Origin of the sequence: Nostoc favosum CHAB5714, assembly GCF_020829495.1 — a bacterium.
Taxonomy (GTDB): Bacteria; Cyanobacteriota; Cyanobacteriia; order Cyanobacteriales; family Nostocaceae; genus Nostoc; species Nostoc favosum.
In genome coordinates this window covers 35,473-61,949 of record NZ_JAIVFQ010000030.1, presented here as the reverse complement: position 1 = coordinate 61,949, position 26,477 = coordinate 35,473, and the positions used below count along the sequence as shown (strand labels likewise).

Below are 26,477 nucleotides of genomic sequence, written 5' to 3'. Positions count from 1 at the left end.
AAAATCCAAATTGTAAACGCGACAGTTTAAAACAAAGTTAGAGAAAGAGTAGGTTAGTTTACGCAAACCGACGCATTAACAAGGCCGCCGACGCATTAACAAGGCCGCCGATGCATTAACAAGGCCGCCGACGCATTAACAAGGCCGCCGACGCATTAACAATGCAAGCCGACGCATTAACAAGGCCGCCGACGCATTAACAAGGCCGCCGATGCATTAACAAGGCCGCCGATGCATTAACTTAACTTTGTAGTGCGATCGCAAAACGTCTCCATGAGAATAGCTTGGTGCGGACAGCATTAATTCTCGCTAATTAAAGTAGTGAGCCAAGATGATAATTTGTTTAGGGACTTCCAAATAAAAAAATACTCAAAAAACTGGCGAAAAAACTCTCTCCTCCTTATTCCTCTGTGTTCTCTGTGTCTGGAGTGGTAGCCTGCGGCAAGCCGATGCAGCGTCTACGTTTATTTGGATAATTTATTTCTTGGAAGTCCCTTACAGCGCTTCCCATTCAGATGCGGTACATTAATTACATCGCAAGGTGTAGGGGCACGTCACTGCCCATTGGTATCAACTTAAGTCAGAGAGCTTCATTCCACAGTCATTTTACCCCACCCCTTAATCCCCTCCCCGTGAACGGGGAGGGGAGATTTTGTCGTTAGACAAAAGCGGGGTGGGGTTCCGACGGCTTAATTAGTGGCTTAATTAGTAATTGAGTGGACTTGATATAACGTCATTGCAAGGGTTTTACGTTAAGTTGACACCTATGGGCAAAGACTTGCCCCTACGGATGTACCTCACGTAAACGAGAACCGCTATATTACATTGGGTTGCGATCGCAATAAGCTTAGAAAGATTAAATTTACGTTAACAGTGTTGTTGTTTTTTGAATAGTGACAACAGCAAACACATAAGTCCCATTACTACCAATGACACTGAAGAAGCAGGTTCTGAGACAGGCTGAGGGTTTTGCAGAGGCTGATAATTGATGAAATTTTCTTGAATTGGGCTGAGTGATGCCAAAAGTTGCTCAATATCGATAGATATATCAGTATCATTACCAACACTTTTAGAAGAGATGAGGCGGTTAAAGGTTTGGCTACTCGATTCATCAAAATCTCTTGTGAACCCAAGAAAATTTTGACCTATTTTACCTATAAGAGAGTCAATCAGATTGTTAACATCAGTTTTGATCCCTAGTGGGGATAACTGTAAACTGCTGAGATTATTGACGTTTCCAATCGTTGTATTGTCAGTATTCGTTAACCAATTGCCATTACCAATAATTTCATTTCCACTAGTAAAAACCCAGTTACCATTACCAATAATTGTGTTATCAGTACCAAAGTCCCAATTGCCGTTTCCAATGGTTGCGTTGTCACTGCCGAAGTGCCAATTACCATTACCTAATGTTGAATTATTACTTCCGTCGTCCCAATACCAGTTGCCGTTACCAAGGGTTGTGTTACCCTTTCCAAATAGCCAGTTGCCATTACCGATGGTTGTGTTGTCATTATTAAAGTTCCAGTTACCATTCCCAATGGTTGCACTGTTACTGCCATAATCCGAGTTAAAATTACCAATAGTTGCGTTATTACTACCAAAGTTCCTGTTACCATTACCAACCGGTGCGTTGCCCTCATTAAAGGTTTGGCTACCAGGATTAGATGTATTCCCACCGTTACTAAAAGGTATGTTGTTACCAAGGACTTCTTTCAACGGATCGAAAGGCGATTGTTGAAGCAGAGTTCCAGCACCTGCGATCGGATTACCACCGCCTGCAAATGGGTTTGCACCACCTGCGATCGGATTACCACCACCTGCAAAAGGGTTTCCACCACCTGCAAAGGGGTTTCCACCGCCTGCAAATGGGTTTCCACCACTTGCGATCGGATTACCACCGCCTGCAAAAGGGTTTGCACCACCTGCAAAAGGGTTTCCACCGCCTGCAAAGGGGTTTGCACCACCTGCGATCGGATTACCACCGCCTGCAAAAGGGTTTGCACCACCTGCAAAGGGGTTTGCACCACCTGCAAAGGGGTTTGCACCACTTGCAATCGGGTTTCCACCGCCTGCAATCGGGTTTCCACCGCCTGCAATCGGGTTACTACCTCCTGCCAATGTATTGTCAATATCCTTGAAAAAGTTATCACCCAAAATTAACTTTAATCGATCAAAGATTAATTGCTGAAGCTGACTGCCACCATCGCCTGCAAACGGGTTAATACCGCCACCTGGAATGGGATTGTTACCGTTACCTAATAACAGATTGCTACCACCCGTCAACAGGCTACCTTCAGCAGACAAATTGCCATTGTCACCAAAGGAACTAACGCTGTTAAGTCTACCTGCATTTAAGGGATTAACTCCACCATTAAGGGGATTGACAGCAGACTCTTCCATTGGCACTAATTCTCCTATTTTTAGTTAAAAATTATGGGGTCTTCAGTACCTCTTATACCAATTATTTATAGATTTGCTCAACCCAAAATCTCTTTAAAATAAAGGCTTTAATCATTTTACTGTCAAACTAACAGAAAATATTTCTTAAATACTTGCCTGTAAAGAGTTTCAGGGCGTAAAATAGCAAACTAGTACAATAAGGCAGAAGGCACATCACCGATAATACACGTTTTTCAGCTTTATCGAATGATATGTTTATTTGCGCCAAGCTGTACTAGCATACTATGTACTGAAGTAATTGTTGTTCTCTTCTATTTCTGTGCTGATTTTCGCAAGAATTCTATTAAGCAAACGGGATTTATTGACCCCCAAATGACGGGGCTTCACCAGCACCAAATGATGGAATTTGACCAGCACCAAATGAGGGGATTCCATCACCACCAAATGACGGGATTTGTCCACCACCAGATGATGGATTTTGACCACTACCACCAAATGAGGGGCTTTGTCCTTGTCCACCACCAAATGATGGGGTTTGTCCACCACCCAGTTCCTTGTCAAGCCTTGAGCCAACTAGCTTGTCAATAGTACCCCTCAAACTGAACCCGTCCGGTATTTCAGTTGTGCTAATACCATAGGTCTGGCTACTAGCACCAGTCAAAGGGTCGCTGCCACCACCTTGGTTACCAGCGCCTGCGGATGGGCTACCACCACCTGCGAATGGGTTACCAGCGCCTGCGGATGGGCTACCACCGCCTGCGAATGGGTTACCACCACCTGCGGATGGGCTACCACCACCTGCGGATGGGCTACCACCACCTGCGAATGGGTTACCACCACCTGCGGATGGGCTACCACCGCCTGCGAATGGGTTACCACCACCTGCGGATGGGCTACCACCGCCTGCGGATGGGTTACCAGCCGCTGCGGATGGGTTTACACCGCCTGCAAAGATATTCCAGAAGTTGTCACCAGCGAAAGGATTACCACCATAGGGTAAATCAGGCTGACTGCCACCGCCACCAGCACCGCCACCAAATGGGCTACCGCCACTTTCTCCATCACCAACACCACTGAATATCTTGGGGAGGTCTTTCTCAGGGACAACTTCAACCAAGCGACCGAAAGGTGAATCTCTAAGCGAATTGTTTCCACTAGTAGAGGAGTTGCTGCTACCACTATTACTTGAATTTTCTGCCATTAGAATTAATCCTCTTATTGTTTTGATAAAAATCTTGCTAGCATCGCAACATAAAATAGACAAAAATTAAGTCTGTTGTGTGACTTTATTTTGTTGGCTTTTTGTTAGCAGAAGTAGTTAGTAGCTATTAGATTTTTTGCTTATCTTTGTTAAGTGTAGATAATCAATTTTTAATCCATGCTACTTCCACTCACAATGTATATGATTTAATTTTGAAGGGCAATGCAAAATATTTTGATATATTTATCAAACTTGTAGATATTTTTAGACAATAATTTAAAAAACTTAGCTGAGATGTTTGTCGAATAAAATTAGATTTTGGTTAAATATTATATTACAATGAACAATCTTTTGATAAATTTGCCAAATTTTTAGATATTTAATTAATCTGCGTTTATCCTGGGTTATATCACTTTTACGCGACGTTATAGCAGTCCTATTTGATTCGTGAAAAATATAAAATTTGAAAACGAACCGCAAAGTATTGGCTTTGGGCGCAAAGGGAAGAAAGAAGAAAGAGATATATAATTTTCACAAATGATTTAGGACTGCTATATACCGCGAGACTGATAACAATAAATAGCACGATTACTGGCACTCTGCAATACGTTGCATCAGATTAGCACTACTACGAAGTGCAGCAAAAAAAGGTTCAGGTGAAGGGATTATATCAGGTTCGCTTGATTGCTTATTAAACCCGAAGAACCCCAAAGAGCCAAAGCTATGCTTTGTCTGCCCTCCTGCTTGCGGGGAGGGGTTGGGAGTGGTATGGGTAATTTGGCGGACATGATATTACTTCAGATAAATCAGCAAATTCAATCCCGGAATTGTGCGAGAAAGTGTCCACAAAACGAGAGTGATGTAAATTAAACCCAAACTCCATTGATACCAAGCAAGTGCAGAGATGATGCCAGGTAGATGTTCGTCTCGCAGGCGGATGTCGTTAAACCCTAATTTAACTAGGTTGTTGAGACTAAAATCATAGTAGTTGAGCCAGTTCCAACGGCGATCGCACAACAGAGGCATATATCGTTCACGAAATGTCTGATTTCTTGGTATCACTGGCAAACGTCCAATCAATAATCGTAACTGGCGAAATGTGCCGTCTTCTGTGAAGTAAGAAACATCCATTAAATCGTGATAACGACCTTGTTGATAAAGTCGGATCAATAAAGCCACCGGGACGGGGACGATAATTATTAAAAGACACCCCAATGTCAGCCAAGGTTGTTGAGCATTGCGAAAAATAGCTAGTAAGCTGAAGAATTCTAAAACGCTAAAACTCACGAATATCGAAATGGTTTCGTAGGATGTGGGAATAATTGGTACAGGATGCAGCCGACGATAGCGATCCACTAGCCAAAATAGTAAGCCGAAATAAGCGATCGCAACTCCTCCCACGCCAAAGACTAACCAAAAATTCGTACCATAGCCAAAGGTGTGCGTTCTGGTTGCGTCTGTGCTGCTGAACTAGGTAGGGGGAGGAAGAGGAGAAGTAAAACGCAAAGGAACGCATTCGCAAAGCGTCTCGCAGAGAAGGGAAGCGCAGAGGTACGCAGAGAAAGCTTTCTGGGTATCTTTGCGTTTAACCTCTGGGTGCATCTATGTTTAAAAAATAAATTATGCAAATTGTTCGATCAATCGTCGCTAATCAGTAGAACAATTTTACCTGTCACAGAACCGCTTTCAATTAGTTGGTGCGCCTTAGCCGCTTCTTTTAAAGGGAATTTGTGGCTAACATGGATTTTTAATTTGCTTTCATCGATCCAGGTGGCACATTGTTCGAGAATTTCTGTATGGTGCTGGAGGCTTTCTTCTAATCCTAGCAACGCTGGTGTGAGCATTAATTCTAAACCAATGCGGAGATTGCGTTGTCTAGCAGTTTTCCAAACAGTATTGGCATCTGGTTCCAGAATCGTCACAATATCACCATAGACTCGCACTGCGGGGAAGGTTTTGTGAAAGGTTTCACCGCCTACGGTATCAAAAGCCAAGTCTACGCCTTCGCCGTTAGTCCAATCTAATGCTGCTTGTACAAAGTCTGTTTGTTTGTAAAGAATTACATGATCGGCACTTAGTTGTTTGACAAAATCAGCTTTTTCTTCAGAACCCACTGTGGTGGAAACAGTAGCACCTTTGAGTTTCGCCAATTGAATTGCTACATGCCCGACACCACCAGCACCCGCATGAATCAAAACTCTTTCCCCAGGTTCCAATCGTCCCCGTTCGTATAAAGCTTCCCAGGCGGTGATTAACACCAAAGGCGCTGCTGCTGCTTCGGCAAAGGAGATAGACGCGGGTTTACGTGCCACAAAGCGCTCATCCACAACGGTATATTCAGCATAATTACCTTGGTGTGCGCCCAATCCCCCATAGCAAAAATATACCTCATCGCCTGGGCGAAAACGCTGAACACTAGCACCCACCGCTTCGACTATACCAGCACCATCACATCCTAAAATTGTTGGAGTGCGATCGCGGTAGAAAGTGCCTCGGCTACGAAGTTTAGTGTCAATGGGGTTAATGCCAGCAGCTACCAAACGCACTAAAAGTTCAGTATTCCCTACAGGAACAGTAAGGTTTGGCACTTCCTGTACTTGCAGAACTTCGGGACTCCCAGCTGCTGTCATCAAGACTGCTTTCACAACTATTTCCTCCTGGCTTTAGATGCACGTTCTTATGCAACTTTAGCGCAAGAGGGTGGACACTTTGAGCTTCCACTGTGTTTAGTTTTCAGACTTTTTCTTACGTCGAACTCAGGTTTACACAGATAAAATTTTAAAAAATATCTGGTGTATTTGGGTACAATTACTAAATTGTTACTCATCTATATTAGTAAATGCATTGGTATAAATAAAAATAATTATCAAAACTGTGAGCAGTGAGTAAACTAACTACTAACGGTTATCTCCAAAGTTAACATTCATTGTATTTCCACTGACTACAAGTCTCAAATTTTAGTTTTTGTCTCAATTCAATATAAAATCTAAAACTTAAAATCCAAAATCAACATGGCAGACCTAACTCCAAATTCTAGTTTTAGTTTGACACTGCGCTTGCAGATTCCTAATCGTGTAGGGATGTTGGCATCGATAACCCAGGCGATCGCAACTACTGGCGGTAATCTCGGTCAAATTGATTTAATTGAGCAAACCCGCAAAGAATCCACCCGCGATATTACCGTTGATGCTGCTAGTACTGAACATGCTGAAACCATTGTGCAAGCAGTAAAAGCATTGCCAGACATCAAGTTACTCAGCGTCTACGATCGCACCTTTAATTTGCATCGCGGTGGCAAAATCAGCATTACTAGCAGAATTCCCTTAAGAAGTGTGTCTGATTTAGCAATGGCTTACACACCCGGAGTTGGTCGAATTTGTACAGCGATCGCTCAAGATCCAGAGGAAGTTTATAAGTTAACCATCAAACAAAACACTGTCGCCATTGTTACCGATGGTAGTGCCGTTTTGGGATTGGGAAATCTCGGCCCAGCTGCTGCTCTCCCAGTCATGGAAGGCAAAGCAATGCTATTCAAGGAATTTGCGGGGCTAGATGCTTTTCCCATTTGTCTGGCTACCCAAGATACAGAAGAAATCATCCAGACAGTCAAGAATATCGCGCCAGTTTTTGGAGGTGTGAATTTAGAGGATATCGCTGCACCTCGCTGCTTTGAAATTGAAAGAAGATTGCGCGAAGAGTTAGATATCCCCGTTTTTCACGATGACCAGCATGGTACAGCAATTGTTACCTTGGCAGCGTTGTTTAATTCTCTAAAACTGGTACATAAGTCAATGGCGGAAATCCGCATCGTGATTAATGGTGCTGGGGCGGCTGGAGTGGCGATCGCCCGCTTACTGCGTAAAGCTGGGGCAGAAAAAATCTGGATGTGCGACTCTAAAGGGATTATCTCTACCAGTCGTACCGATTTGACAGAAGAAAAACTCGAATTTGCCGTGAAAGCGCAGGGTACATTAGCGGGTGCAATGCAAGGGGCAGATGTATTTATTGGAGTCAGCGCACCGGGAGTTTTGACACCAGAAATGGTGCATTCAATGGCGAAAGACGCAATTGTGTTTGCAATGGCAAATCCCATTCCAGAGATTCAGCCAGAATTAATCAGTAAAGATGTAGCTGTGATCGCTACCGGTCGCAGTGATTACCCGAATCAAATCAATAACGTTTTAGCTTTTCCTGGGGTATTCCGTGGTGCTTTAGATTGTCGGGCCCATACCATTACCACCACAATGTACCTAGAAGCTGCAAGTGCGATCGCTTCTTTAGTTAAGCCTTCAGACTTGGATCGGGAACATATTATTCCTTCCGTCTTTGATGAGCGCGTTGTTACTGCTGTTGCTGCTGCTGTGCAACAAGCAGCGCGTCAAGAAGGTATCGCTCGGAATTAATTAAAATAATGACTCTTATGGGACGGGCGAGACGTTTATCCCACAAGAGTCATTATATGCAATCTCTTATAGTGAAATTGCCAAAACCAGCAAACCATTTTGGTTAGTCCCAATCATTTTATGATTTCGGTTGTACAGCTTGCCTAACAACTTGTTCGTCCAAACCTAACGCTTGAGCTATCTGTTCAATACTCAATCCTAACGCCCATAGCTGAGGTATTGTTTCTAGCTTGCCTTCTTCTTTACCCTCTGCAAAAACTTCTTGGTAGAATCTTGTTTGCTTTAACTCACTTAATCCGAACATTTTTCCCATTGCTCATTATGATTGAGGACTGGCGAAACACTCGTCCCCATTTGGTGCTTGGATTATAACTAAGGCAACATGATCCAAAACACCACCACTTTGTCAACCGTTTGCAATGAAGTATCAAGCTGGCGACGAGTTTTTACAAGAACTGCCACTCATTTTGGCGGGGCCAATTCTAAAACATACTGAACCGGAGTCAGTGACGGTATGGCTGGCACTGAAACAGTCTTGTCATATAGAACTCAAGGTTTATGACACAATAAATGATGGTGAAGCACTGGGAAGTTGCTTGTTGGAGGGGGAACACTCCACCGTTGCTTTGGGCAAGTATCTTCACATTGTTGCTATAACGGCTCGGTCTATGGAGGGGTATCGTTTAACTAATAGCCGCATCTATGCATACGACCTTCAATTTACTCTCGCTGACCAAACGCAGCAAACTCTGCAACAAGCATTATGCTCAAACTCCTCTCCTACAGTCAGCATCAGCTACTTTGAGCATCAAAAACCAACCTTTGTTCTGCCGCCAAACCGTCTGCAAGATTTGCAAATTATCCATGCTTCCTGCCGTAAACCTCATGGTCATGGATTTGACGCACTGCCGATTCTCGACGCTTTGATTGAGTCAAAAGCAAATCAACCTCAACACCGTCCGCACCAGCTATTCCTCACCGGAGATCAAATTTACGGCGATGATGTAGCAGAACCATCCCTGTGGGTTGCCAGTACTCTTGGTGATGCCCTCTTGGGTTGGGAAGAACAACTTCCTGTGAATGGAATGTACTGCACTCCCCAGCAACTGCCCCCTGGACAGAGGGCTGAAGTTGCGACAAATCAAGCTGGATTGACCGCAGGACTACATAATAAAGCTGAGAAAGTTAACAGTCATCTTTTCAGTCTCGGTGAATATTACGCTACTTATTTACTAGCTTGGTCGCCAGTGTGCTGGCCGATCGCATTTCCCAAAGGACACCAAGTAACGCGCAAGAGCAAAGCTATCAAGAAGTGGAACCGAGAAGTCCAGCATTTGCGACAATTTATTTATACCCTTGGGAAAGTGCGCCGCGCCCTTGCCAATATTCCCATGTACACCATCTTTGATGACCATGATGTTACTGATGACTGGAATTTGAACCAAGCTTGGTGTTTGCGAGTGCTGGGGCGTCCCTTGGGGCGAAGAATAGTCCAAAATGCATTGTTAGCTTACACGGTATTTCAAGGTTGGGGCAATACGCCTGAGCAATTTGCAGAAGGTAAATCCGGTGAAAAGCTGTTGGCGGCTGCACAAGCTTGGTCAGCTTCCCAAGGGAGAGATGTAAAGGCTGATGAGGCGATCGCTCGCTATGTAGGTATGCCAGCCAACGATCCCCACACAGACTTACCTATTTTAGTCCGAGATGGTGCAGTGTTCATTCTGGATCGACATCCTGAAGCACTGACTTGGAATTACATAGTCAGGAGTGATTGCCATGAAATAATTGTGCTGGATACGCGCACTTGGCGGGGTTATCCAGCCGATCAAAAACCAATCGCGCCGTCGATGCTGCTGTGTCCAAAAGCCTTTGAGCAACAACTAGTTTTACCTTTACAAGAAATAGCTGAACAAACTCAGATTCAAACTACATTTGTGATTGCGCCCACGAATGTATTTGGACTACAAGTGATTGATTGGATTCACCATTGGCACTTACAACAAGAGAAAGTTTTTTCAACCGATGTTGGAGATGCCTGGAACATTAATGTTGAAGCACTGGCGAAATTCCTAACTACTTTGTTTGAGGAACGTCAACAAGTCGTTATTCTCTCTGGGGATATCCACTACAGTTCTGTTGCTCACTTGTCTTATGCACGCACTCATTCCAAATTACAGTCTGTCTTAGTGCAGTTAACCGCTAGTGCCTTGAAGAATGAAGAGATTTTAACGCGGCTGATTCATACACGATTGAAACATTTGCTGCTACCAGAAAAGGTGCGACATTGGATAGGTTGGATTAATCCACCCAATATGGTGGAAGTTTCAGAGAAACAATTACACCATAATCGCCAGATGTTGACTAACTCTGAGTGGCATTGTGTGCTGGAGTGGATACCTCGAAACAGCGTTCAGACTTCTCGCTTCGGAGCAGATATATTATCGTTGATAGCTCCCTGGAAACGAGCCGAAAATGCCAAATGGAAATGGTTACAACCCCTAATGTTTTGGAAATTTCGTTGGATTCAGGAGGGGCGAGAAGTAGTTGGATTTAATAATTTAGGTCTGGTTCACTTTGAGGCGGCAGATGGGAGTAGTTCTGGCAAAGTTATTCAAGATTTGTACTGGTTTTCTTCTTGGTATCCAACCCAAGTTGTTTACAGCCGTTTTGAGAGCGAGTTAACGCCGAATCAGTCATTGTTACGATGACCCCGATCCCCCCAACCCCCCTTAAAAAGCAGGGCTGTTTCATTCCCGAAAGAGCTTTAAAAATCAAGGGTTCTAGCAATTAAAAATTGGTTATTTTGTTCCTAGCGTGCCGATAAAATGAACAGTAGTGGCTTTTGCAACTTAAAGACAACCCGTTCGATGTCACGCCACGGGATGTTCTTCCATTCCACAGTAGTTTTTAATTACATGTTTGTGTATTCACATGAGAATGGTTGATGTGTATTAACTTGCACTGTTAGTTTTGTTACATAGAATCGAGTCGATGACGTAATTGGCTACTAAAAGCATCAATTACTGTGACGACTAGCAAAAGCACTAACATCATGGTTGTTGCTTTGGTGTACTCGAACCCGTCGATGTAACTTTTCAACTGAAAGCCAATACCACCTGCACCAACTACACCCAAGACAGAAGCAGCACGGATGTTGTACTCAAACATCCAAAAGGTGTAACCCAATCCCAGAGGTAGCACTTGCGGGAGAATGCCGTATTGAGCAATCTGTAGCTTGGAGGCTCCGATAACTTGCAAGGATTCAAGAGAACGCGGATCAACCGCTTCAATTGCCTGTTGATAAAATTTGGCAAGGTAGCCGATGGTGTAGATTCCCAAAGCTAAAGTTCCTGCTGGTGCGCCTAAGCCAGTGGCGGCAACAAAAATTAGCCCCAGAATAATTGAGGGGACAGAACGCACAGTATTTTGCAGTAAATTAGCTAGCGATCGCAACCACCCAGGCGCAATGTTGCTGGCGCTAGCTATAGCAATCGGTACAGAAAGAATTGCTCCAATGGTAGTTCCCCATAAAGACATCTGTACGGTTTCAATTAGTGCCTTAACTGCAATATCTAAAACTTTCCAATCGGGAGGAAATAACCGAGTAATAAAATCGGTGATGTATGGCCAGCTAGAACGTAGCAGTTCAAAATCGAGTTTGAGTCCTCGCAAAGCCCAACCATAAACTACTACGACAATTAATAAGATGAGTAGAGAACTCAGCCAAGGGTAGAATCGTAAGCGTTTTAACTTAAAAAAGGAACTCATACTGTATTAAAATAATTCGTAATTCGTAATACTTCGGCTACGCTCAGTACAAGTTCGTAATTCGTAATTAAGTTTTGTAACGGGGATTTAGCGCAAAGTCAGAGTGGAGGTTTCCTCCGATCTGAACTTTGTAAGAGAGACCCCGCCTAACATACTTGCCGCTTTCAGAAGCGGGGGACTTAAACCCACGGAACTTGTTAAATCAAATCCCACTCAAGCGGAAACTTTCGCAAATTGAGCTTGTAAGTTGTCACAAAGTCCTTGGTAAACGACGCGTCCAGCATCTAAGACGATCGCTTGTTGGGCGTATTTTTCTGCGATTCCCAAATCGTGCAAAACTGCGACAATAGTCATGCCTTGCTGAGTGTGCAATTGGGATAGAGTTTCCATGACTTGTTGAGATGCCATAACATCTAATCCAGTGATGGGTTCATCGACTAAGAGAATTTGCGGTGATTGAATTAAAGTCCGGGCGATCGCTACTCGTTGTTGCTGTCCACCACTTAATTGACTGGTTTTTTGAAAAGCTAACTCTCCAAGTCCTAACTGTTCTAATAAATTTAGTGCCAACATGCGATCGCGTTTGGAAAATCCAAACAGTGTTTGCCAAGTTGTTCTTTTACCAAGGCATCCGCACAAGACATTTTCCAGTGCTGATAACTGCCGAATCAATCCGCCACCTTGAAATAACATACCAACATCGCGTCGAATTTTTGGCAGTGTTCGGGGATTCATCTCAACATTATTGACGAGCAATTCTCCTCTCACTGATGGGACTAGTCCAACTAGCGATCGTAGTAATGTAGACTTACCAGCACCGTTTAGCCCCAGCAAAACGACAAATTCACCCCGTTTAATCTGGCAATTAATCCCGTTGAGAATAGGACGATTGAGAGATGCAGCATAAGCTGTCTCTAGGTTATGACACTCAATAACATAATCATTCATAGAAATTTATTTATTGAACAGAATACATGCGTCAAAATAATTCGTAATTGATAATGACGCTCCTTCGTCGCTAACGCAACGCTTACGTAATTCGTAATTGCAATCAGTGCTTGCTCTGTACCCGCCACTGATTGTAGACCACTAAATCAAAGATTTAGTGCTTGCTCTGTACCCTCTTTAATTACGAATTACGAACTTGTACTGAGCCTGTCCTGAGCGTAGCCGAAGGGCGTAGCCGAAGTATTACGAATTACGAATTATTTAATCCCCCCAACCCCTCTTGAAAAGGAAAAGCTGTTTCATTCCCTCAAAAGCTCAAAAAAGACTTGTGTTCTGAACGAAAGTACTTGTGTTCTGAACGAAAAGACTTGTGTTCTGAACGAAAGTACTTGTGTTCTGAACGAAAAGACTTGTGTTCTGAACGAAAGTACTTGTGTTCTGAACGAAAAGACTTGTGTTCTGAACGAAAGTACTTGTGTTCTGAACGAAAGTACTTGTGTTCTGAACGAAAAGACTTGTGTTCTGAACGAAAGTACTTGTGTTCTGAACGAAAAGACTTGTGTTCTGAACGAAAGTACTTGTATTCTGAACGAAAGTACTTGTATTCTGAACGAAAGTACTTGTGTGTACGAAGGGGAGACGCTAACGCGAACGAGAGGCTTGTCTATGACACGCTACGCGCAGCATTTCGTAGAGAGCGTCAAGATTGGTGAGTTCTGAATTCTGAATTCTGAATTATGGTTCAATCCCAGCAATTTTCAGAGCGTCACGGATAGTTGCTAGGTGACGATCGTGGTTAATTCGCACTAATTCTGTGGAATTATACAAGTCGGTTAGCAATTTATTATTTTGCGACTGATTTAATTTCAGTAAGGCGTTGATGATTTTTTCCCGTGTTGGGGCTGGAATATCATCATCAATGGCAATACCGTGGGCAGGTACACCATTAATTTTGTGCAAAACTCGTAATTGACTCTTCTCTTGGGCGGTGATATAAGGTGGATTGAGAGCATATTCTGACACAACAGCCACATCAGCTTGACCGCGCACAACTGCTTGCAAGGCTTTGCTGTAATTGCCGCCGTAAGAAATTTGACCAAAGAAACCATCTAAGCGATCGCGGTTGGGTACAAATTTTTGTTTGACCAACTCAGCCACAGGGATAATAAACCCAGAGCCAGAAGTAGGGGAAGTAAAAGCAATTTTCTTGCCCCGCAGTTGTTCTAAAGTGGCTTTAGCTGAATTTTGAGTTTTTAGGGGACTATTTTTGGGGACAACAAATGTTGAGCTATAGGTGTATCTTCCAGAATAAGTGGAACGAACTTCGGCTAGATACAAGCTGGCGTTTGCTAATTGTTTCGCTTTCAAAGCCGGACGGCTACTTAAAAAAGCTACATCAGCCCGATTTGCTCTCAAAGCTTCCACAGCAGCTGTATCATCACCAACTTGTGCGACGACTGGAATTCCTAACTCTTTCGATAAAAAAGCTCCTACTGCATTTGCCTTATTTTGCAAGTCTGTAGAATCAGCACGACTGGGAAAAACTATTGTTAAAGTCTTCAGCCCTTGGGCAAGTAAGCGTGGTGTCTGTTGATTAGTGGTGGGGTTGGCGATCGTTGCCTGCATAGCCCCTACTGTGGTGACTACTAAACCTGTAAGCACTGCAAATGCCGCGCCAGCACCCAATAAGCTCTTTTTCATCACACTCATTTGCAACTCTCCATTAGGAAGTTTTCTCAGTTTTTTTGCTAATTAATTTTAATTAACCCCTAAAAAAGATTTATAGCTTTTAAGAACAAAAGTCAATAATAAAGCCTAGTTTGTTTGTATTGTAGGCTTCTTTTGTGAGTGTATTGGCACTAACCGCTAATTACAGCGATCGCATCAATTTCTACCAACACATCTTTAGGTAAGCGCGATACCTGAACACAAGCCCGTGCTGGGGCTGTATCTTCCGGGAAATATTTAGCATAAACGGCATTCACCGCCGCGAAATCATTCATATCAGCTAAAAATACAGTGGTTTTCACCACATCTTGGAAAGTCGCACCAGCTGCTGTGAGGATGGCTTCAAGGTTAGCTAATACCTGCTCAGTTTGCTTTTTGACATCATCAGTGTAGACGACATCACCAAGGCGGGGATCGATGGCAATTTGTCCAGCTACGAATACAAATTGACCAGAAGCTGCGATCGCTTGATTATAAGGCCCCACTGGTGCGGGTGCGTTGTCAGTATGAATTACTTTACGAGTCATAGATATTACTTTCTCTAACGATGTTTCTTGTTTACCGATTTCCACCTGAGAAGCGATCGGCTTGTAAACTTCTCCATCTGGCATTATCGCACCAGTCAGGTCAGCATCTTGAAAAGTTGCCCCATAGATATTTCTCTGTTTTCTTCCTTTGCGCCCTTTGCGTCCTTTGCGGTTCGTTTCTCTTACCCCAACCTCAGACATATCCCATAATGCCGTCAGGTCAGCATCTCGATCGCACTCGTATAATATTACGACAGACTGCAAAATATCATTTATGAATATTAAAGAACTACTGCTCCAAGAAATTGAATCATCCTCAGATGTTCTACTAGCCCAAACCCTAGATTTTTTGCGTTTTCTCAAAACAAAACCAGTAACCGAGGAAATCTCTCTTGACCTGTCAACGGAAAAAAATGATGATACTTCCAGTCATCAAACGAAACCGGAAATACAGGAAGCAACACCAATTATTAGAGGCTCTAAAGCAGAAGACTTGCTAAAAATTGCCGAAACCTGGCAAGGGGATGATTTTGAGGAGTGCTTGCAGCTTGTTTACGAAACCCGTTCCCCGGCTGAATTTTAGTGATGTACCTCTTTCCTCTTCTCTCTGCGCCCTCTTTGCCTCTGCGGTAGCCTGCGGCAAGCCGATGCAGCGTCTACGTCCCTCCTACCCCAACCTCGGACGTATCCCATAATGCCGATATTGCCAATAATCCCGCAAAATGTGATCGTGGTCAAAACATAAATTACCAGGCACACGCCAATACTCAAAAACTCCTACACCCTTAGCATCATCCCCAGCCTTTGGTTCCCCCATCGCTGTCGCCAAAAACACAATGCTAATGGTATGCTGACGCGGATCGCGATTGGGGTCAGAATACACCAGTAATTGTTCAACTAACTCCACCTGCAAACCCGTCTCCTCCTGGGCTTCTCGTCGCGCCGCCACTTCCACCGCTTCGCCATAATCCACAAAACCACCAGGAATAGCCCAACCTAAGGGTAGATTATGTCTTTCAATTAACACTATTGGCCGATGAGGTCGATCTACTAGTTCAATGATGATATCAACTGTCGGTGCAGGATTTCGGTAAGTCATAGTTATTAGTCATTAGTCATTGGTCATTAGTCATTAGTCATTAGTCATTGGTTATTCACAAAGGACAAATGACAAAGGACAAGCAAGATGAATTTACTTGATTTACCTTGCAAATACTGTTCCGTGATAAATTCGATGCGATCGCGTAGCGTGTCCATCAGATAATTGCTCTCTCTCATAATTCAGGTTAAATATGCCTTTTCCTAGATCCAGTGGCATTTTGCTGCATCCTACCTCCTTTCCCAGCCGATTTGGCGTTGGAGATTTAGGCTTAGAAGCCTATCGCTTCATCGATTTTCTTAAAGAGACCCATCAACAATATTGGCAAGTTTTACCCTTGGGCCCCACTGGATACGGTAATTCCCCCTATATGTGCTACTCAGCAATGGCAGGAAATCCCTTGCTGGTTAGCCCAGAAAAACTCCGAGATGAGGGTTTGCTCACTGAAGAAGACTTTGCTAATTTACCAGGATTTCCGGTAGAAAAGGTAGACTTCGACCAGGTTGTGCCGATTAAGATTGGGCTACTCAAAAAAGCCTGTGAAAACTTTAAAGTGAATGCTACGGACATCCAAAAAAACGAGTTTGCAGGTTTTTGCGACAGTAAAGCCTATTGGCTAGATAATTACGCCTTATTTATGGCGCTGAAAGATGCCCACGAAAATGCAAGCTGGCATACATGGGAGCCAGAATTTGTCAAGCGCCAACCCGAAGCATTAGCTCAGGTAGAGGATCGGCTTAATGGAGAGATTTTTTATTACAAGTTCGTCCAATTTGAGTTTTTCCGGCAGTGGTCAGACCTGAAAAACTACGCCAACATGCGCGGTATTGACATTATCGGCGATATCCCCATCTACGTAGCTCATGATAGTGCTGACGTGTGGGCGCATCCCGACATCTTTTGCTTAGACGAAGAGACAGGAGTTGCTGCCCAAATGGCAGGAGTCCCACCAGATTACTTTAGCGCCACCGGTCAATTGTGGGGCAACCCGGTTTATAACTGGGAGGAATTGCAAAAACAAGACTTTAAATGGTGGGTACAGCGCTTTGAGGCAATGCTGGATTATGTAGATATAATTCGCATTGACCACTTCCGGGGCTTCGAGGCTTATTGGTCTGTGCCTCAAGGTGAAGAAACTGCTATGAATGGTAAATGGGTGGAAGCACCTGGTGATGCTTTTTTTGAAGTGATTAGGCAGAAGTTGGGCAAGCTACCCGTCTTAGCAGAAGATTTGGGAGTAATTACACCAGAGGTAGAAGCACTGCGAGACAAGTATGAATTTCCTGGGATGAAGGTTTTGCAGTTTGCCTTTGGTTCTGATCCCGGTAATCCATTTTTACCATTCAATTACCCACGAAATGCTGTAGTTTATACCGGAACTCACGATAATGACACAACTGTAGGCTGGTTTAATTCAGCTAACGACAACGAAAAACAAAACCTGTTGCTTTATTTAGGTTCTATCAGTCCTGAAGGCATCCACTGGGATTTAATTCGCCTAGCTTTGAGTTCCATAGCTAACCAAGCGATTATTCCCTTGCAAGATGTTTTGGGATTAGGAAACGAAGCGCGGATGAATTTTCCCAGTGTTGCTGAGGGTAACTGGGAGTGGCGCTATCAAGCAGGAGCGCTGAGAGAGGAATTAGGCGATCGCTTGAAAGTTCTTACTAGACTCAATGGACGCGCCCCGGAAGCACAATAAGGCAGGGGGAGCAGGGGAGGCAGGGGGAGATGGGGGAGCAGGGGGAGATGAGGGAGTAAGGGGAGATGGGGGAGTAAATGCCTCCTTGTCTCCTTGTCCCCCTCATCTCCCTCATCCTCCTCATCTCCCTCATCTCCCTCATCTCCCTCATCCTCCTCATCCCCTTCATCTCCCTCATCTCAAAACTTAGGTTTTGCAGCAATTCTAACCTCTTCCTCTTTCCCCGGTTCTCCCATTTCCTTGGCTTTCTCTTGATTGATGCTCATTAACACGCCACCAGCATTATCAGTTTTCACTGTGAGTTGCTCTTGGGCTTTCCAAATCCGGTGAGTTCCCTCTGGGAGAGTACCCTCAAACTCGGTTTTGCCATCGGCTACTACGCGAATCCAAGATGACGCTTTCAAAGTGACACCAATCTGTACAGCTTTTCCCTGTTGGACGGCGCTAAGGGTATCGTTAACCGATTGAACCTCCACTGACTCTTTTATTTGGGCTATTTCTGGTTTAACAATGGACTTTTGTTTTGGGTATGGCTGATTTTGGCTATTACTTGCTTGTAATACCGCGTTATTTAATAACTGAGATAAGCCATTTACAGAGCATACAATTAGCAATATGTAAAGAAAGTAAAGATGAATCGGACGTAGTTGATTAAGGGGTGAATTATTCCCCATACCTTGAGGGTTCACTTGTGCAGAACTAATCGGAAAAGCGCCAGAAAATTCTACTCCATTCAAGCCTAGTGCATCGGCAAATTGCCTGATTAAACCCTGTATATAGACTGGTTCTGGCAGATCGTTTAAATTACCTTCTTCGATCGCCTGCAATAATCGCCGAGGAATCCTAGTTAATGCAACCATTTGCTCTAGAGATAATCCCTGTTCTTGACGCAATGCCCAAAGTTGAGCGCCCATTTCTGCCAACTTTTCGGCTCGTTGTTGCTCTAATGAAATTGATGGCTGGTGATTATTCTTCTTTCTTAGCCATTTCATGCCTACTGACACTCCTTAACTCCACAGAATCAATAATTAGGTTGCGTTATCTGATCTTGCAAAAAGTGAATCTCATGATCTTTGAGGGAACGATATTTACCCTCTGACAAAAAAGGTTCTTTTGGAGTTTGTAATTGAATTGGGCCGATAGCAGTCCGATGCAGTTTGATTACTGGGTATCCTAACTGTTGGGCTATCCGGCGAATTTGGCGATTTCTTCCCTCCTGCAACACTATTTCTAAAAAGCTTTGCTCGGCACGACGTTCTATTAGCTGTACCTTAGCAGCCCTGGTTTTTCTACCCTCCAATATCACACCTTGACGCCACATTTTCAGTACTGTTTCTGGAGGGTGTCCTTCTACCAAAACACGATATGTCTTGGAAATACTGTGGCGGGGATGGGTTAGTCCAAATGTCAGATTTCCGTCATTGGTCAGGATTAATGCTCCTGTAGAATCTGCATCTAAACGCCCAACTGGGTGAATACCTGTACCCTCCCGTAATTCTTTCGGTAGTAGATCCAGGACTGTTGGTCTGCGGTGAGGGTCGTAGCAAGTCGAAACCACACCCCTTGGTTTGTGCAGCAATAAATATATTAAAGCCGGACGCTGCTTTTTAGATACAGGCTTATCATCAATTGCGATCGCATCTTTTTCGGGATCAACTTTTTGACCTAAATGTGCCAATACCCCATTTATCCGCACCCGTGAGTGCCTAATCATTTCTTCGGCTTCACGACGTGAGGCGATACCCCATTGAGCGAGAATTTTTTGTAACCGTTCCTCCATGTGGAATTGCTTATTTACTGTTAACAATTAAATGATATTTGTATTTTGTAGTGAGTAAGCATAAATGTTACATTTAAGACTTATTTAATTTCTGTTCAGTTGTTAAACAAATACTCATAAACAGATTGGTTAGATGCCAGAGCAAAATTTTCAAACAACAAATACAAATAAAACCCGCATAATTACGCAAGTACTCACAACAGCCCTAAAGCTCTGGTTGAGAGCGCAAGTGAGCCAAATATCGGAATTAGAAGTGGAGATTAAAGCGAGCGATCGCCAAATTCTCTCTGGGCGTATCCCGTCGGTATCTATTTTTGCTACTGATGCAATTTATCAAGGTCTCCTAATTACACAAATTCAATTAATCGCAGAAAATATTCGGATAAATATCGGCTCGGTACTCAAGGGAAAACCTCTTCGACTGTTAGAAACAGTACCAGTAGTTGGCGATTTGATCGTAGATGAGAAGGATCTCAATGCTTCTCTCTCATCTGACTTATTATCGACTGCTTTGAGTGATTTGTTGGTTAAAGTTTTACCAACACATTGCCCAAAATCACAACCAATTAATTGGCAAGAAATTATCCTTGAAAACAACCAAATTATACTGCGAGGTATGAGAGTAACCAATAGTGAAACAACTCCTCTAGAGATTTGTCTGGGCTTACAGTTACTCAGTGGGCATGAGTTGCAACTAGCACATATAAAAATCTTGCCCGACCAGGGGGATATATTACAGGACAATCATCAGTCCAATCTGGATCTTGGCTCAGATGTCGATATCCAAGAACTAACGCTGATCCCAGGCAAGCTAGTGTGTCGTGGGCGGATTAACGTTAACCCTTGATGATTAGAAATTAAAAAATGCTAATACATTATTTTAAATGATATAGCGGCTCTCAGGGGATGAGAGAGCAGGCGGACAATCCCCCGCTTAGTTGCGATCGCGCCTTGGAATTTGCATTGAAGGGAGGATAAACACAATCCTGCGCTTAGTTGCGATCTCGCCTTGGAATAGAATTTCAAGTTATTGCATTGAAGGGAGGATAAACACAATCCTGCGCTTCGTTGCGATCGCGCTTTGGAATAGAATTTCAAGTTATTGCATTGAAGGGAGGATAAACACAATCCTGCGCTTCGTTGCGATCTCGCCTTGGAATAGAATTCCAAGTTATTGCATTGAAGGGAGGATAAACACAATCCTGCGCTTCGTTGCGATCGCGCTTTGGAATTGAAGGAAGGATAAACACAATCCTGCGCTTCGTTGCGATCTCGCCTGGGAATAGAATTCCAAGTTATTGCATTGAAGGGAGGATAAACACAATCCTGCGCTTCGTTGCGATCTCGCCTGGGAATAGAATTCCAAGGCTAATAGCTTAAGTCCTCTCAAGAGGACTAAACAAGAATTTTAGTCCACTTGAGTGGACTTAAGCTATTAGCCCGGAACTTAAGTTCCGGGCGGGATGTGGCCCAGTGCAATACTTTAACTGTTACTAAAAACCCTTACAGTAGCGGCAACAGTAGTGTCACAAAGTAATATACCAAAGGAGCAGTGAAAATATAACTATCAGTACGGTCTAAAATACCACCGTGACCGGGGATTAACTGCCCAGAATCTTTGACTCCAGCATCTCGCTTGAGCATAGACTCGGTAAGATCCCCCAAAAGGCTAGCAATGCCAATCAGTAAACCCAATGCTAAACCAGTGAAGGGGGATCTTGGCAAATGCAGATAATAGGCTCCTGCTATGGCTACAGCAACACTTGAAGTAATGCCAAAGACAGCACCTTCTACAGTTTTTTTCGGGCTAATATCAGACAGACGGGTTTTCCCAAAGAATTTGCCAATAGTGTAAGCGCCGATATCGGCTGCCCAAATACACAAAAAAGTCAGCAGTGTTGCTGTAAAACCTTGTGGTAAAGAAGCGGAATTTGCCTTTTCCCAGAAATCTGTCCAGGTTGTGGGCCAATAACCTCCGAAAGGAAGATTGCTAAAAGCAGCACTATCAATTGCTCGTAATCGCACCCAGTAACTCGGCAAATAACCTACGTAAAATAGCCCCATAATAGAAGCGGAAACATCAGCGATCGTGGCAAATTTGGGCTGAAACAGCAGGTAAAAACAAATAAGTGTGCCAGCAATTGGCATCACAGCCTCAGCTAAACTGCCATCAAGGGTACAAATTACCAGCAAAACTTGGCTGACACCCATAGTGGTTTTAGCGGCGGGAGCGATGCCTCTGGCTCGTACTAAATTAAAATATTCCTGTTGACCCAAAAAGATGATAACCGCAAAGATGATGGTAAAGTACCAACCCCCCAAAAGGGTTGCAGAAAGAGCAAGAGCGATCGCAACAATTCCACTAATAATCCGAGACCAAGGCATAGAAGTATTAAATATTGGGCATGGGGCATTGGGCATTGGGGAGGCAGTGTGGTCTTGGGGTCTCCCCAAGTGGAGCAACTGCCGTCATTGGGCATTGGGGGTTGGGCATTGGGCATTGGGCATTGGGCATTGGGCATTGGGCATTAATTAATTAGTTATTCTTTCTTCCCCTGCAACGCCAGCTCCCCCTACTTCCTCATCGCTGTTTTCTCCCTTCCTTTACCGCTTCTTTCAATGCCCCATGCCCCATGCCCCATGCCCCATTCCCTAATCCAGTTTCTCACCACTGAGGATAAAAATGGGATCAACGGCGGTAAAGGTTTGAGAAAAGCCACGCGTCTCTAAGCGGTTAACCGCAGACTGGACGACTTCGATATTTCTAGCCCTTAACAGAGAAAAGCTCTGGGAAATAGCATACAGACTTTCTAGATTAGCAGCTGTGGCTACAACCCGACCGGATGGTGGCAAATAATGCCAAGCTGCTTGCAGAATTTCCTGAATGGGGCGTCCTCCCTCGATACAAACGCGGTGAGGAGTAACTTTAAGATCGTGTAAACACTCTGGGGCGCTACCTTCAATTACTTCGACATTTTTCACCTCAAAGCGATCGCAGTTACGCTTGATCAGATTAGCTACTTCTTCATCCCTTTCTATAGCGATAATCTTTCCGCTTGGACACAATAGCCCCACCTCTACCGGAATTGTACCCGTCCCTGCGCCAATATCCCACAACACAGAATCTGATTTTAGTCGCAGTTGGGCAATTAACAGCAGTCGGACTTCTCGCTGACTCAAGGGAATTCCTGGCAAATTTTCAAACAATTCATCGGGAATACCAGGGGTAATATAAGGCCAAAGTTGGGAGGGCATAGAATTACGCAATTATACTAAATATATGGATTGGATTTGCCAAATTGAAAAGCTATAAGCTCTAAAAACTTTTCAACCGTAGCATTAGAAGAAACCATAATGATTGGCGAAATATTAGGTGAACGCTACGAAGTTCAGCAGCTATTAGGAAAAAAAGCAGGGCGGCGGACTTTGTTAGCTCGTGATTTGCAAACTCAGGAATTAGTTGTCATCAAGTTACTCTCTTTTGGTGGTGACTTTGAATGGGATGATTTAAAGCTGTTTGAGCGGGAAGCTGAAACTTTAAAATCTTTGTCACATCCCTTAATTCCTCAGTATTTAAACTATTTTGAGGTAAATTTACCAACCATCAAAGGATTTGCTCTCGTACAAACTTATATTCCCGCACAAACTTTAGAGCAATATTTACAAACTGGGCGGACTTTTACAGAAGCTGAAGTCAAACAGATAGCCAAAGCGCTTTTAGAGATTCTTATTTACCTACATGGGCTGTATCCGCCTGTAATTCACCGTGATATTAAGCCTAGCAATATTTTATTAGGGGAGCGTTCTGGTAATAGTGTTGGTCAAGTTTATTTGGTAGATTTTGGCTCAGTTCAGACTGTCCTCGCCACAGAAACTGGGACAAGAACTGTGGTAGGAACATACGGCTATATGCCACCAGAGCAATTTGGCGGACGCACTGTTGCAGCCTCTGACCTTTATAGTTTAGGCGCAACCTTAATTTATTTAATGACGGGTAATCACCCAGCCGATTTACCGCAAAAGGATTTTCGCATTCAGTTTGAACAAGCGGCTAATGTGAGTCCCAGCTTTAGCAATTGGCTGAAGTGGATGATTGAACCCAGTTTAGAAGGGCGTTTTAGTTCTGCGACCCAAGCGATGTCTACGACGGGTTCCGCCTACGCAGCTTTAGAGAAACCACAAGCGACAAACTTACCTGCTTTAGTTATTAGCAAACCAGACGGGAGTAAGATTCAACTAACCAAAAATTGGGATTCTCTAGAAATTATCATTCCACCATCTGGTTTCCATGAATCAATAGTATTCACGGGTTTCTTTGCGATCGCCTGGAATTCATTTGTCCTGTTGTGGACAATTAACGCTCTCTCAATAATCACTTTTCCTGGCAACATCCCCTTTGCCTTGTTCTCACTTCCTTTTTGGGGTGCTGGCTTTATGATGATGTATAAATTTATCTTTAATTTGTTTGGAAGCATCTACTTACGCCTGAATCCAGAACAAATTACCCTAACCTGGGAGTTGTTTAGTTGGAAGTTTGAGCGTCCCCGTCCATCCCCAAGGCAAAGTGTTAATAAGTTGGTTTACATTCCAAAACACTTTACTAAAGGCTCTAAAGACACTAGAGTTGCCGTTCCAGCACAATTATATATTTGCTCAGGATTACAAAAATATCAGATTGGTGGAAACGATGGCGGTATTAAATCCGAAGTAGAACTTGAATGGTTAGCTCATGAATTAAGTGAGTGGTTAGGTTTGCCAATTACCAATCCAATGGGAAGTGAGTTGAGCTAGCGATCGCTTTGTTCAAGGTGTCTAGTTCAGTCTCGACCATACTCGATATAGAACTTATGTACTATTATGATTGCAGATAAGCTGATATGCGTCTAAATTATATAAACATTCTTTATAATCGTTGACGGTTGACGGTTGACGGTTGACGGTTATCGGTCATCAGTCAACGGTCAACAGTCATCAGGTAAATGTACTAGTTTTATGCGTAACAGCTTACTTGGCACATTGCCCTATTCATCCAGCAAATTGATCAAAAAAAATAGCTCACAGTTGGAAAACTTATGCTTTTATGGATGATACTGTCTTCATACGTACAACTGTACTAACAAAGTTTAGATGAGACTTAATTGTAACCCTTACTACGAAACAAAATTTGGTGCTGCTTATTTAGGAAACAGCCTAGAATTAATGGCAGGTATTCTCGACGAAAGTATCGATTTAATTTGTACCTCTCCACCATTTGCATTGGTTCGTAAAAAAGAATACGGAAATGTTGATGCCGATGAATATGTTGAATGGTTTAAAGATTATGTGGCACATTTTTACCGTATTCTTAAACCAACAGGCTCACTGGTTATTGATATTGGTGGCAGTTGGATTAAGGGGATGCCAGTTCGTTCTCTTTATCATTTTGAACTAGTAGTTGCTTTATGCAAAGCAAAAGAAAAAGGCGGACTTGGATTTTATCTGGCACAAGAATTGTATTGGTATAATCCAGCAAAACTACCCACCCCTGCTGAATGGGTAACAGTTCGCAGGGAAAGAGTTAAAGATTCGGTAAATACAATTTGGTGGCTGTCAAAAGAACCGCATCCTAAAGCTAATAATAGAAGGGTTTTAAAGCCTTATAGTGATGCGATGAAAAACCTTATAAAGAATGGGTATAAACCCAAAGTTAGACCATCAGGCCATGATATTTCCGATAAATTTGGGAAGGACAGGGGAGGAGCTATTCCTCCGAATATTATTGATGGACGTTGTAGTACAGACAAAGAAGAAATAGGGCAACAGACTCTTATACAAGAAACTTTATTTGAAGATTTAGTCCAGCCCGTAAATGTGATTTCTGCCTCGAATACCGCTTCCAACGATTATTACCAAAGGCGTTGCAAACAAGAAGGTTTTAAGCCACACCCAGCAAGATTTCCTCAAGCTTTACCAGAGTTTGTCATCAATCTTTGTACAGAACCAGGCGATATTGTTTTAGAACCTTTTGCTGGTTCTAATATGACAGGTCGAGTTGCAGAAACTTTACAAAGACGCTGGTTAGCTTTTGAGATTGATGAAAACTACATCAAAAGCTCAAAACTGAGATTTGAAGAAAATGCTCCTTTGGTTGTTGAACCTCCAGCAGATTTACCACCAATAGCAATAGAAAATGCTGATAATAACCAGTCAGTACAGTTAGGACTGTTTTAAAGAAGGCGCTCCAACTAATCAGATGTTTTAAGGAAATTGAAGAATGGAGTCTCATAAATTAAAAAGGTTTACTTATGGACATCAGTTTGAGCCAGCAAAATTCTCTTTAGTTGAAATTCTGGAATTATGTATAGGACTTACGCAATAGCTCTCTAAAACTCTCATTCCTTTGTGTCCTTTGCGCCTTTGCGGTTCGTTTTTCCATTATTTTGCGTAAGTCCTGATGTAAAGAGTGTCAACCAAGTCGAGACACACTGGAAGCCAATATTGCCCAACGTTATTTTTCCCAACATTCTAAACGGGCATCATCTAGGCTGGCTTCATAAAATATCAGCAAATTGGCAATGAATTGTTTCTTATCACTCAGAGCCTATTATTTATACCCTGCTTATGCAACAGGGTCGAGCGCTTATCAATGGCGAACTCATCAGATTTGAGCCATCAATGTTTATATTTAATTACAGGAGCCTTAGAGGAAATTTATATGTTTGGACTGGGATGGCCAGAAATAGCTGTAATTACCATAGTCGCTATTCTAATTTTTGGGCCAAAAAAAATTCCCGAACTGGGAACCGCACTGGGCAAAACCCTACGAGGGTTTAAGGAGGAGATGAAAACTCCCAGTGACGAAACCAATCAGGAAGAAGAAAAACAATAATAAAAGTAATCAGAATACAGGAGTCAGCGCACTGACTCCTCTTGACTCCT

At 43.3% G+C, this 26,477-nt stretch carries 22 protein-coding genes and 2 pseudogenes; 9 read left to right on the top strand and 15 right to left on the bottom strand.

Annotated elements, in window-relative coordinates:
• Positions 1–867 precede the first annotated feature (867 nt).
• From LC586_RS19810 to LC586_RS19795, 4 genes and pseudogenes are all read right to left on the bottom strand, one after another.
• Positions 868–2,403 (bottom strand): hypothetical protein, encoded by a 1,536-nt coding sequence (locus LC586_RS19810; protein ID WP_229486428.1) that lies wholly within the window; start codon positions 2,401–2,403, stop codon positions 868–870.
• Between the two features lie 358 nt (positions 2,404–2,761).
• Complete coding sequence (locus tag LC586_RS19805) at positions 2,762–3,604, bottom strand: hypothetical protein (protein WP_229486427.1); 843 nt, start codon at positions 3,602–3,604, stop codon at positions 2,762–2,764.
• Between the two features lie 792 nt (positions 3,605–4,396).
• Positions 4,397–5,038 (bottom strand): annotated as a pseudogene (locus LC586_RS19800) (pentapeptide repeat-containing protein); the annotation flags it as partial.
• 203 nt (positions 5,039–5,241) lie between these two features.
• Entirely contained in the window at positions 5,242–6,249 is a 1,008-nt protein-coding gene (locus tag LC586_RS19795; protein WP_229486426.1) for a zinc-dependent alcohol dehydrogenase family protein, read from the bottom strand.
• 366 nt (positions 6,250–6,615) lie between these two features.
• On the opposite strand from LC586_RS19795, the gene LC586_RS19790 reads away from it, so the two are divergent.
• Positions 6,616–8,007 (top strand): malic enzyme-like NAD(P)-binding protein, encoded by a 1,392-nt coding sequence (locus LC586_RS19790; protein ID WP_229486425.1) that lies wholly within the window; start codon positions 6,616–6,618, stop codon positions 8,005–8,007.
• A gap of 118 nt (positions 8,008–8,125) precedes the next feature.
• Here LC586_RS19790 and LC586_RS19785 read toward each other — a convergent pair whose 3' ends face one another.
• A complete protein-coding gene (locus LC586_RS19785; RefSeq protein ID WP_229486424.1) occupies positions 8,126–8,320 on the bottom strand; it encodes a hypothetical protein in 195 nt (64 codons plus the stop codon).
• Positions 8,321–8,426: 106 nt separating this feature from the next.
• Between LC586_RS19785 and LC586_RS19780 the strand changes: the two genes are divergently transcribed.
• A complete protein-coding gene (locus LC586_RS19780) occupies positions 8,427–10,715 on the top strand; it encodes an alkaline phosphatase D family protein (RefSeq protein ID WP_229486423.1) in 2,289 nt (762 codons plus the stop codon).
• 265 nt (positions 10,716–10,980) lie between these two features.
• Here LC586_RS19780 and phnE read toward each other — a convergent pair whose 3' ends face one another.
• From phnE to LC586_RS40720, 4 genes and pseudogenes are all read right to left on the bottom strand, one after another.
• Positions 10,981–11,775 (bottom strand): phosphonate ABC transporter, permease protein PhnE, encoded by a 795-nt coding sequence (gene phnE, locus LC586_RS19775; protein WP_229486422.1) that lies wholly within the window; start codon positions 11,773–11,775, stop codon positions 10,981–10,983.
• A 213-nt stretch (positions 11,776–11,988) separates the two neighbouring features.
• Positions 11,989–12,723 (bottom strand): phosphonate ABC transporter ATP-binding protein, encoded by a 735-nt coding sequence (locus LC586_RS19770; RefSeq protein WP_229486421.1) that lies wholly within the window; start codon positions 12,721–12,723, stop codon positions 11,989–11,991.
• Positions 12,724–13,458: 735 nt separating this feature from the next.
• Positions 13,459–14,433: a phosphate/phosphite/phosphonate ABC transporter substrate-binding protein gene (locus LC586_RS19765; RefSeq protein ID WP_229486420.1), complete on the bottom strand. Its 975-nt coding sequence runs from the start codon at positions 14,431–14,433 to the stop codon at positions 13,459–13,461.
• 149 nt (positions 14,434–14,582) lie between these two features.
• Positions 14,583–15,110 (bottom strand): annotated as a pseudogene (locus LC586_RS40720) (RidA family protein); the annotation flags it as partial.
• Positions 15,111–15,252: 142 nt separating this feature from the next.
• Here LC586_RS40720 and LC586_RS19755 point away from each other — a divergent pair.
• Complete coding sequence (locus LC586_RS19755) at positions 15,253–15,561, top strand: hypothetical protein (RefSeq protein WP_229486418.1); 309 nt, start codon at positions 15,253–15,255, stop codon at positions 15,559–15,561.
• Between the two features lie 84 nt (positions 15,562–15,645).
• On the opposite strand, the gene LC586_RS19750 is transcribed toward LC586_RS19755, so the two are convergent.
• Positions 15,646–16,077 (bottom strand): NUDIX domain-containing protein, encoded by a 432-nt coding sequence (locus LC586_RS19750; protein WP_229486417.1) that lies wholly within the window; start codon positions 16,075–16,077, stop codon positions 15,646–15,648.
• A 193-nt stretch (positions 16,078–16,270) separates the two neighbouring features.
• Between LC586_RS19750 and malQ the strand changes: the two genes are divergently transcribed.
• Both malQ and LC586_RS19740 read left to right on the top strand, forming a co-directional pair.
• Complete coding sequence (gene malQ / locus LC586_RS19745; protein ID WP_229486416.1) at positions 16,271–17,779, top strand: 4-alpha-glucanotransferase; 1,509 nt, start codon at positions 16,271–16,273, stop codon at positions 17,777–17,779.
• Positions 17,754–17,969 (top strand): hypothetical protein, encoded by a 216-nt coding sequence (locus tag LC586_RS19740; RefSeq protein WP_229486415.1) that lies wholly within the window; start codon positions 17,754–17,756, stop codon positions 17,967–17,969. The genes malQ and LC586_RS19740 overlap by 26 nt, the downstream gene beginning before the upstream one ends.
• Here the strand turns inward: LC586_RS19740 and LC586_RS19735 are convergent.
• Both LC586_RS19735 and LC586_RS19730 read right to left on the bottom strand, forming a co-directional pair.
• Complete coding sequence (locus tag LC586_RS19735; protein ID WP_229486414.1) at positions 17,959–18,771, bottom strand: helix-turn-helix domain-containing protein; 813 nt, start codon at positions 18,769–18,771, stop codon at positions 17,959–17,961. The genes LC586_RS19740 and LC586_RS19735 overlap by 11 nt on opposite strands.
• Positions 18,772–18,800: 29 nt before the next feature.
• Positions 18,801–19,559, bottom strand: coding sequence for a pseudouridine synthase (locus tag LC586_RS19730; RefSeq protein WP_229486445.1), 759 nt, complete (start codon positions 19,557–19,559; stop codon positions 18,801–18,803).
• Between the two features lie 133 nt (positions 19,560–19,692).
• On the opposite strand from LC586_RS19730, the gene LC586_RS19725 reads away from it, so the two are divergent.
• Entirely contained in the window at positions 19,693–20,406 is a 714-nt protein-coding gene (locus LC586_RS19725) for an LmeA family phospholipid-binding protein (RefSeq protein ID WP_229486413.1), read from the top strand.
• A gap of 656 nt (positions 20,407–21,062) precedes the next feature.
• On the opposite strand, the gene LC586_RS19720 is transcribed toward LC586_RS19725, so the two are convergent.
• The 3 genes from LC586_RS19720 to cbiT all read right to left on the bottom strand — a co-directional run bounded on the left by LC586_RS19720 (position 21,063) and on the right by cbiT (position 22,814).
• Positions 21,063–21,944, bottom strand: a complete 882-nt coding sequence (locus LC586_RS19720; RefSeq protein WP_229486444.1) for a phosphatidate cytidylyltransferase — start codon at positions 21,942–21,944, stop codon at positions 21,063–21,065.
• Between the two features lie 7 nt (positions 21,945–21,951).
• On the bottom strand, positions 21,952–22,074 hold the full coding sequence (locus tag LC586_RS40715) for a hypothetical protein (RefSeq protein WP_267921700.1): 123 nt from the start codon (positions 22,072–22,074) through the stop codon (positions 21,952–21,954).
• A 137-nt stretch (positions 22,075–22,211) separates the two neighbouring features.
• Positions 22,212–22,814 (bottom strand): precorrin-6Y C5,15-methyltransferase subunit CbiT, encoded by a 603-nt coding sequence (gene cbiT, locus LC586_RS19715; protein ID WP_229486412.1) that lies wholly within the window; start codon positions 22,812–22,814, stop codon positions 22,212–22,214.
• A gap of 99 nt (positions 22,815–22,913) precedes the next feature.
• Here cbiT and LC586_RS19710 point away from each other — a divergent pair, with 99 nt between their 5' ends.
• The 3 genes from LC586_RS19710 to tatA all read left to right on the top strand — a co-directional run bounded on the left by LC586_RS19710 (position 22,914) and on the right by tatA (position 26,427).
• Entirely contained in the window at positions 22,914–24,350 is a 1,437-nt protein-coding gene (locus LC586_RS19710; protein WP_229486411.1) for a serine/threonine protein kinase, read from the top strand.
• Positions 24,351–24,686: 336 nt separating this feature from the next.
• Positions 24,687–25,769 carry a DNA-methyltransferase gene (locus LC586_RS19705; protein ID WP_229486410.1) on the top strand — a complete coding sequence of 361 codons (1,083 nt, stop codon included), beginning with the start codon at positions 24,687–24,689 and terminating at the stop codon, positions 25,767–25,769.
• Positions 25,770–26,253: 484 nt separating this feature from the next.
• Positions 26,254–26,427 carry a twin-arginine translocase TatA/TatE family subunit gene (gene tatA, locus LC586_RS19700; protein ID WP_229486443.1) on the top strand — a complete coding sequence of 58 codons (174 nt, stop codon included), beginning with the start codon at positions 26,254–26,256 and terminating at the stop codon, positions 26,425–26,427.
• The last annotated feature ends 50 nt before the right edge of the window (positions 26,428–26,477 follow it).

Coding starts and splice junctions, on each gene's coding strand:
- LC586_RS19735 (WP_229486414.1), bottom strand. CDS start 18,771: ATGAAATGGCTAAGAAAGAAGAATAATCACCAGCCATCAATTTCATTA.
- LC586_RS19720 (WP_229486444.1), bottom strand. CDS start 21,944: ATGCCTTGGTCTCGGATTATTAGTGGAATTGTTGCGATCGCTCTTGCT.
- LC586_RS40715 (WP_267921700.1), bottom strand. CDS start 22,074: ATGCCCAATGCCCAATGCCCAATGCCCAACCCCCAATGCCCAATGACG.
- LC586_RS19730 (WP_229486445.1), bottom strand. CDS start 19,559: ATGGAGGAACGGTTACAAAAAATTCTCGCTCAATGGGGTATCGCCTCA.
- LC586_RS19770 (WP_229486421.1), bottom strand. CDS start 12,723: ATGAATGATTATGTTATTGAGTGTCATAACCTAGAGACAGCTTATGCT.
- LC586_RS19710 (WP_229486411.1), top strand. CDS start 22,914: ATGATTGGCGAAATATTAGGTGAACGCTACGAAGTTCAGCAGCTATTA.
- LC586_RS19790 (WP_229486425.1), top strand. CDS start 6,616: ATGGCAGACCTAACTCCAAATTCTAGTTTTAGTTTGACACTGCGCTTG.
- LC586_RS19755 (WP_229486418.1), top strand. CDS start 15,253: ATGAATATTAAAGAACTACTGCTCCAAGAAATTGAATCATCCTCAGAT.
- LC586_RS19780 (WP_229486423.1), top strand. CDS start 8,427: ATGAAGTATCAAGCTGGCGACGAGTTTTTACAAGAACTGCCACTCATT.
- malQ (WP_229486416.1), top strand. CDS start 16,271: ATGCCTTTTCCTAGATCCAGTGGCATTTTGCTGCATCCTACCTCCTTT.
- LC586_RS19765 (WP_229486420.1), bottom strand. CDS start 14,433: ATGAGTGTGATGAAAAAGAGCTTATTGGGTGCTGGCGCGGCATTTGCA.
- LC586_RS19725 (WP_229486413.1), top strand. CDS start 19,693: ATGCCAGAGCAAAATTTTCAAACAACAAATACAAATAAAACCCGCATA.
- LC586_RS19805 (WP_229486427.1), bottom strand. CDS start 3,604: ATGGCAGAAAATTCAAGTAATAGTGGTAGCAGCAACTCCTCTACTAGT.
- LC586_RS19705 (WP_229486410.1), top strand. CDS start 24,687: ATGAGACTTAATTGTAACCCTTACTACGAAACAAAATTTGGTGCTGCT.
- cbiT (WP_229486412.1), bottom strand. CDS start 22,814: ATGCCCTCCCAACTTTGGCCTTATATTACCCCTGGTATTCCCGATGAA.
- LC586_RS19810 (WP_229486428.1), bottom strand. CDS start 2,403: ATGGAAGAGTCTGCTGTCAATCCCCTTAATGGTGGAGTTAATCCCTTA.
- tatA (WP_229486443.1), top strand. CDS start 26,254: ATGTTTGGACTGGGATGGCCAGAAATAGCTGTAATTACCATAGTCGCT.
- phnE (WP_229486422.1), bottom strand. CDS start 11,775: ATGAGTTCCTTTTTTAAGTTAAAACGCTTACGATTCTACCCTTGGCTG.
- LC586_RS19750 (WP_229486417.1), bottom strand. CDS start 16,077: ATGACTTACCGAAATCCTGCACCGACAGTTGATATCATCATTGAACTA.
- LC586_RS19740 (WP_229486415.1), top strand. CDS start 17,754: ATGGACGCGCCCCGGAAGCACAATAAGGCAGGGGGAGCAGGGGAGGCA.
- LC586_RS19785 (WP_229486424.1), bottom strand. CDS start 8,320: ATGGGAAAAATGTTCGGATTAAGTGAGTTAAAGCAAACAAGATTCTAC.